Origin of the sequence: Brevundimonas sp. UBA5866 (assembly GCF_002432125.1) — a bacterium.
GTDB lineage: Bacteria > Pseudomonadota > Alphaproteobacteria > Caulobacterales > Caulobacteraceae > Brevundimonas.
Genome location: NZ_DJFS01000007.1, coordinates 24,402 through 31,186 on the forward strand (window position 1 = coordinate 24,402; position 6,785 = coordinate 31,186).

6 protein-coding genes and 1 pseudogene are annotated in these 6,785 nt (G+C 63.7%); 2 read left to right on the forward strand and 5 right to left on the reverse strand.

The window, feature by feature from the left end; translation table 11 throughout:
* Together B3H86_RS00715 and B3H86_RS00720 are read right to left on the reverse strand one after the other, a co-directional pair.
* A pseudogene (locus tag B3H86_RS00715) lies at positions 1–252 on the reverse strand (hypothetical protein); the annotation flags it as partial.
* Between the two features lie 121 nt (positions 253–373).
* Positions 374–850, reverse strand: a complete 477-nt coding sequence (locus B3H86_RS00720; RefSeq protein ID WP_292050644.1) for a Dps family protein — start codon at positions 848–850, stop codon at positions 374–376.
* A 220-nt stretch (positions 851–1,070) separates the two neighbouring features.
* Here B3H86_RS00720 and B3H86_RS00725 point away from each other — a divergent pair, with 220 nt between their 5' ends.
* Complete coding sequence (locus tag B3H86_RS00725; RefSeq protein WP_292050645.1) at positions 1,071–3,884, forward strand: PAS domain S-box protein; 2,814 nt, start codon at positions 1,071–1,073, stop codon at positions 3,882–3,884.
* 160 nt (positions 3,885–4,044) lie between these two features.
* Here the strand turns inward: B3H86_RS00725 and B3H86_RS00730 are convergent, their stop codons facing one another.
* Complete coding sequence (locus tag B3H86_RS00730; protein ID WP_292050647.1) at positions 4,045–4,245, reverse strand: hypothetical protein; 201 nt, start codon at positions 4,243–4,245, stop codon at positions 4,045–4,047.
* 467 nt (positions 4,246–4,712) lie between these two features.
* Here B3H86_RS00730 and B3H86_RS00735 point away from each other — a divergent pair, with 467 nt between their 5' ends.
* Complete coding sequence (locus tag B3H86_RS00735) at positions 4,713–5,687, forward strand: cell wall hydrolase (protein WP_292050648.1); 975 nt, start codon at positions 4,713–4,715, stop codon at positions 5,685–5,687.
* A gap of 85 nt (positions 5,688–5,772) precedes the next feature.
* Here B3H86_RS00735 and nadC read toward each other — a convergent pair whose 3' ends face one another.
* Both nadC and B3H86_RS00745 read right to left on the reverse strand, forming a co-directional pair.
* Positions 5,773–6,627: a carboxylating nicotinate-nucleotide diphosphorylase gene (gene nadC, locus B3H86_RS00740; protein WP_292050650.1), complete on the reverse strand. Its 855-nt coding sequence runs from the start codon at positions 6,625–6,627 to the stop codon at positions 5,773–5,775.
* A 20-nt stretch (positions 6,628–6,647) separates the two neighbouring features.
* Positions 6,648–6,776 carry a hypothetical protein gene (locus B3H86_RS00745; RefSeq protein ID WP_292050651.1) on the reverse strand — a complete coding sequence of 43 codons (129 nt, stop codon included), beginning with the start codon at positions 6,774–6,776 and terminating at the stop codon, positions 6,648–6,650.
* Between the last annotated feature and the right edge of the window lie 9 nt (positions 6,777–6,785).

Genomic DNA, 6,785 nt, shown 5'->3' on the forward strand with positions numbered 1-6,785 from the left:
AATGGCCATCGCCAGCTGCGCCCCGTCCAGCCGCGACATCACGCCCGCCAGACCTTCGATCCCGTAACTGCCGCCCGCGGCCTCGGCCACAGCTTCGGCTGTGCGCACCATGTCCAGCTGCGGCGAAGAACGGGCCGCCATGCCGCTGACCAGGGCCGCCATCAGAGCCGCCCCCGCCGCAAACGCAACCGGCAGCACCGCGCGACCGCGCGTGCCGTCAGGATTGGGTTTGGGCAGTAGGGACAGTTTCAATACGGGGGCTGACCTTATGGGGGCATTTCACAAAGCCCGAAAACACCGGGCACAGCCTGACTAAACACAGCTATTCCGGCAGTTTTCGGACGTTTGGATTAAGGTTTATTGAGACTCGCCCCTATCGAGCGATGCTGGAACGCAGCATCCACGCCGATTTCTCGTGTGCGGCCAGACGTTGGGTCATCAGATCCACAGTGGCCTCGTCACCGGCCTCTTCTGCCACTTGCAGGGCCGCACGGGCGGTTTTGATAACCGTACCGTGGTCGCGGACCAGTTCGGCCAGCATTTCCTGCGCCGACTTTTCGGGATTGCCTTCGGAAATAGACGTCAGATTGCCGAATGCCGAACCCGACTGAGGAGCCAGCACACCCAGCGCGCGGATACGCTCGGCAATATCGTCCAGCGCGGTCCAGATCTCGGTATACTGCTGCTGGAACAAACCATGCAGGCTGAAGAACTCCGGCCCGCGGACATTCCAGTGATAGCCGTGGGTCTTCTGATAGACCGCATAGCTGTCGGCCAGCACCTTCGAGAGTTCTTGCGCAATCGCCTCGCGCTGTGCGTCGCTGAAGCCGGTGTCGATGTGTTCGCTCATGAAATTCCCGCCTGGATAAACCAATGTATCGTCATACCCTATGTAGGGTGCCGCCCCGACTTATGAACCCCTGTCCATGCCGTGGCGTACAGGCCGTATTGCAGGCCTGCCGCTAAGGAACGTCCGCCTAACTGCCACGTTGCAATGTTCGGCGTGTTTTTCGCGCCCTCGTTCTTTTCGACCCGAGACGTTCCACCGTCGCCGCCCCTGACGTTCAAGTATGCCCCAGCCACGCCTTGACCAAGGCAACACCTGCCTGGACCGGTTTCTTCAGAGATTGGCAGGGCGTCCGCTTCCGGCCTGGCACCACAGGGTCCTGATCGCTGCCGCCCTGACAGCGGCATTCGTCGGCTTGCGCCTGCTTCTGGCGCCGCTGCTGGGCCATGTCATCGGCTTTTCCCTGCTCATTCCGGCTGTGCTTCTGGCCGGTCTGGCAGGCGGTTTCCTTACCAGTGCCCTGGCCATGCTGTTCTGTGTCACGGGCATGTGGGTCCTGATGGTGGTATCGCCCGCGGGACTGCCCCAAGCGCCCTTTGCGCCCCCCGCGGCCAGTTTCGTTCTGATCGGTTCGATCTGCGGTGTGGTGGGCGCTTCCCTGCGTCACTCCATGCGCGGCCTGAACTCCGCCCACAGCCAGCTCTACGCCCTGATGGACGAGCACCGAACCGTCGCGGGCGAGCTTCAGGCCGTGATCGACCAGGCTTCCGCCGGCATCGTCCGCTCCGACATGACCGGCGTCATCATCCATGCCAACGCCCGCTTCGCCCAGATGATCGACCGCCCCCTGGACCAGATCATCGGCCGCAATATCATGGAGTTTACCCATCCGGCGGACATGGAAATCACACGCCGACAGTTCGAGAACCCGCCCAGCCCCGATCGGATGAGCTGGCAGTTCGAGAAACGCTATGTGCGCCCCGACGGCCGCGCGATCCGCACCCTTCTGGATGTCCGCGCCCTGATGCGCCCGGACGGCACGGCATATGCCCTGCTGGCGATCATCGTCGATGTCACCGCCACCCGCGAGGCACAGGATGCCCTGTCCGAGACGCGCCACAGCTTCCGTAGGATCGCCGATTCCGTGCCCGTCATGCTGTGGCTCACCGACGGACTGACCCGTGGTCGTTTCGTCAACCGCGCCTATCTGGACTTCACCGGCACGCCGCTCGAAGACGTCAAGATCGACGACTGGAAGAACTTCCTCCATCCCGACGACTACGACCGTACCCTTATCCAGTTCAATGCAGGCATCGAAAGCCATCAGCCCTTCAGCATGCTGGCCCGCTATCGCCGCCGCGACGGCCAATGGCGTTGGCTGCGATCGATGCATCAGCCGCGCTATGACCGGGACGGCAACCGTATCGGCCTGATCGGCACCGCCTTCGACATTACCGAAACACAGGAAGCCGCCGCCCAGGTCCAGGAATCCGAAGCCCGTTTCCGCACCATCGCCGACAGCGCGCCCGCCATCATCTGGATGGTCGATGCCGAGGGCAATACAGAGTTCGGCAACCGCCGCTTCCGCCGCATCTTCTCGGGATTGCCGCCGCAACGCCTGCTGTCCACGGTCCGCGAAATGGTCCACCCCGAAGACCGCGCGGCCTTTGACAGCACGCTGTCGCTGGCCACCCGCGAGAAGCGCCGTTTCTCCTTCCTGGGCCGCATCCAGCACCCCACCTACGGCGAGCGCTGGATCAGCACCGAGGCCGCCCCGCGCTACAATCTGCACGGCTCGCTGGTCGGTTTCACGGGCGTGACCATAGACGTGACCGAAAGCCAGCGCGCCGAGCGCGATCTCAAACGCATCAACGAATTGCTGGCCGAGCGCGTCAGCGCCGCCCTCGCCGAAAAGGAAAAGGCCGAGGCCGAACTGGTCCGTGCCCACAGGCTGGAGGCGGTCGGCCGCCTGACCGGCGGTGTCGCGCATGATTTCAACAACCTGCTGACCGTCATCATGGGCGGCCTCGAAATCATCCGCAAAACCGATGACCCCGGCCGCCGCCAAAAGATGGTCGAGGCCGCCCTTGCCGCCGCCCGCCGTGGCGAGCGTCTGACCGGCCAACTGCTGGCCTTCTCGCGTCGCCAGACCCTTCGCCCCTCCTCGACCGACATCAATGCCCTGATCCGTGAAGGAGAGCCCCTTCTGGACCAGGCCGTCGGTGACGGCATGACTCTGTCGTTCAAACTCAAACCCGGCACCGCGCCGGTTCTGGTGGACTCGGCCAAGTTCGAGGCGGCCCTGATCAATCTGCTGGTCAATGCCCGCGACGCCTCGGAGGCGGACGGCAGGATCTCGGTCGAAACCGATGACTACGTCGTCCCCACGGCCTCCGAAAGCACCGGCACCGCTTCCGATGACCCACCGATACATCCCCCCGAACTGATCCCGGGGCGCTATATCCGCGTCACGGTCGAGGATAACGGCTCGGGCATGACCGAAGACGTCCAGCGAAGGGTTTTCGAGCCCTTCTTTACCACAAAGGGCGTCGGTCACGGCACGGGCCTGGGCCTGTCACAGGTCTATGGCTTCACCCGCCAGTCCGGCGGCTCCATCTCGATCCAGTCCGAACCGGGCAAGGGCACACGCATCAACCTGTTCCTGCCGTGGCTGGATCCGCGCCACGCCCCGCCGCCCGAAGACGAAACCGGGACGCCCGACAACACCCCGTCCCGTCCTGCGGGCGAACAGCGCACCCGACGCCTTTTGCTGGTGGAGGATGATCCGGATGTTGCGGCCCTCGCCTCATCGGTCATCGGCAATGAGGGGCTTGAGGTCGAGCGCGCGTCGGATGCCCGGACAGCCCTGGAACTGTTGGCGCAATCGCGTTTCGATGTCCTGCTCAGTGACATCCTCATGCCCGGCGGCATCAGCGGCATAGAGCTGGCCAACCGCGTCTCGGAGGAGTGGCCCGATATCCGCGTCATCCTCTCGTCCGGCTTCCCGGGCGAGGCCGAGGCCCTGCGCAATACGCCGTGGACCTTCCTGCCCAAACCCTATACCCCCAGCCAGTTGCGCAACGCCCTGGGTCACTGAGGCACAAAAAAAGACCAGACCCTCGGGGGAAGGTCTGGTCAGTTGCCGTCTTCTTCGCTTTTTGCCCCGGCCATCGCACAGGATTGCCGCAAGCCTTGGGCGAGAAGGCTGGAAACGAGAGAGGTCAGGCCTTGGGAGCCCAGGCCTTGGGAGCCTGTGATCAGCGCGGCTTTTCCGCCTGACCTGCAGCCGTACCGACTGCTCCACCGACCGCCGCACCCACAGGCCCGCCAACCACGGCACCGGCAACAGCGCCGGTCGCAGCCTTCTGTTCAACGGTGTGACCACATGCCGCCAGCAGCACCGCCGAAAGGCCTGTCACCACCGCGGCGGTAACGAATTTTGAGGAATTAACTTTCATCGGACCGAACTCCTTGAATCGATTGAAATTATAACACCGTGACGGCAACAAGGTTCCTCACCGTCAAGATCAATCTCTTCTAAGTATTCGCGCACACACGAAAACGGCTCAGGTTCCCCACCAGCACTTTTGAGTGTGATTATGTAGTCTTATAAATACAGTATTCGCAAGATAAGCTTATCAAACGACACAAGGTCCGATTCAGGGCATTGAACCCCTACTCAAACACCATCGACCTTTGTCCACATCTTCACAACATTCATCGAATCGATCACATTTCCGCCACAAGTAGATGGCTTAAGGCCCGACTTCCGCTGATCGCTCTGTCTGGCGATCGCGGTTCTGGTGCTTGCGTACGGATGCGTTCCGACAAGGTGTACCGGACTTAAGGGGCGGCGTTTCTCGCCCTGCCACACAGGATTGATCATTTGTCACTCTCTTCGCCCCTGCGTGAGATCAAACACGCCTTGAGCAAGCTGGACGCGCGCCCTGTCGCTGTGACCGCTGCCTTTGGCGGCCTTCTCACGCTCGCGGTCGGAGGAGCCTATATGGGCGGCGTTTCCGCCCAGGCCTCGACCGTACGCACCCAAGCCGAGCGTATTTCTACCGCCGGCATGGATGGGTACAGCCAGGAAGCTATGGCCCTTGCTGCTGGTGGACTTGATCCCAGCGCCCTGGCCATTGCCAACCGTCACGATCCCTATGCCATTGACGGTGCCGCCCTGCGCGACCGCCAATCGGAACTGCTGACGGAACGGCTCCAGAATCTCAAATCCCCTGAACAGGTCGGCAGCTTCCGCCTCCAGGGTGCCCGCGACCAGTCGCGTGACCTCGAATGCCTGACCCAGGCGGTCTATTACGAAGCCCGCGGCGAAGGCAAAAACGGCATGAAGGCCGTGGCCCAGGTGGTTCTGAACCGCGCCCGCCACCCGGCCTTCCCCAAGACCGTCTGCGGCGTTGTTTTCCAGGGCTCCAACCGTTCCACCGGCTGCCAGTTCAGCTTCACCTGCAATGGCGTGATGCGCGCCGCCGTCAACCGCGCAGCCTGGAACCGCGCCCGTGATGTCGCTTCGGCGGCCCTGTCCGGTGAGGTCTATCGTGACGTCGGTGCGGCGACCCATTTCCACACCACCGCTGTCTCTCCTGCATGGAGAAACTCGCTGGTGCGCGTCAATCAGGTCGGCAACCACATGTTCTATCGCTTTGGCGGTCGTAACGGTTCTGCCGCCAATCTCGCCCGCGAGATCCAGGCATCGGCCGCCGTACCGCAGGTGATGCAGGCCTCGCTGTCGAGCGAGGACGTTCAGGGCCCGCGCCCCTATTTGCCGGCCTCCAATACGGCCGAAGCGGCTCCGACGGTAAAGGTCGCCACGCCTGCGGCCCCTTCGGCCCGTGCTAGCGCGGCCTCTGTCCAGACCGCGCCGCTGGCTTCATCGACCTGACAGGATCACAGGCCGCCGCGCATGGGCAATTAACCCTCAAGCTCGGCGGCCTGTTCCTTGGATACCGCCGGTTTTTATACGGTCATCAGACCGCATCCAGCCCGATATCCAGCTGGATGACCGAGTGGGTCAGCGCCCCCACGGAAATGACATCGACCCCCGTCGCGGCAATCCCCGCCACGGTATCGAGGTTCACCCCGCCCGACGCTTCCAGCACCACCCTCACGCCGCTGGCCTTCACCCGCCGCACGGCCTCCTCCATGTCGGCCAGCGTGAAATTGTCCAGCATGATAACGTCCGGGCCTTCAGCCAGCGCCTCGTCCAACTGGTCCAGCCCGTCCACCTCGACCTCGACCTTCATCAGGTGCGGCGCAAAGGCTTTGGCCGCGCGCACGGCCTTGCCCACGCCGCCACAGACGGCCACGTGGTTGTCCTTGATCAGGATGGCGTCATCCAGCCCGAAGCGGTGATTGATCCCGCCCCCGCACGCCACAGCATGCTTCTCCAGCGCCCTCAGCCCCGGCGTCGTCTTGCGGGTGTCGGCAATGCGCGCCTTGGTCCCCGCCACCGCCTTCACATAGGTCCGCGTCTGGGTGGCGATCCCGCACATCCGCCCAAGAATGTTCAGCGCCGTCCGCTCCGCGGCCAACAGCCCCCGCGCCGAGCCTTCGACCTCGACCAGCACATCACCCTTGGCGATCGTCTCGCCATCGGCCACGCGCACATCCACCCGCGCGGCAGGGTCCATCATCAGACAGGCGATCCGCACCGCCGCGCCGCCCGCCATCACCCCGTCCTGACGCGCGCGGAACTGGGCCTTCATTGTCGCCTCTGCCGGAATACAGGCCTGCGCCGTCACATCACCACAGCGCCCCAGATCCTCGGCCAGCGCCATCCGCACCACAGGCTCGATCACCAGATCAGGCAGTTCGCGCACCATATTCACGTCCTTCACATCCTTCATGCGGCCACCGCCACCCGCGCCGTCATGCGCGTATGCAGGGCCACCTTGTCCGTCGCCGGATAGTCGCTGCGGAAATGCCCGCCACGGCTCTCGCGCCGCTGCAAGGCCCCTTGCGCGACCCGCATAGCCGCCAC

Coding starts and splice junctions, on each gene's coding strand:
- B3H86_RS00720 (WP_292050644.1), bottom strand. CDS start 850: ATGAGCGAACACATCGACACCGGCTTCAGCGACGCACAGCGCGAGGCG.
- B3H86_RS00725 (WP_292050645.1), top strand. CDS start 1,071: ATGCCCCAGCCACGCCTTGACCAAGGCAACACCTGCCTGGACCGGTTT.
- B3H86_RS00730 (WP_292050647.1), bottom strand. CDS start 4,245: ATGAAAGTTAATTCCTCAAAATTCGTTACCGCCGCGGTGGTGACAGGC.
- nadC (WP_292050650.1), bottom strand. CDS start 6,627: ATGGTGCGCGAACTGCCTGATCTGGTGATCGAGCCTGTGGTGCGGATG.
- B3H86_RS00745 (WP_292050651.1), bottom strand. CDS start 6,776: ATGCGGGTCGCGCAAGGGGCCTTGCAGCGGCGCGAGAGCCGTGGCGGG.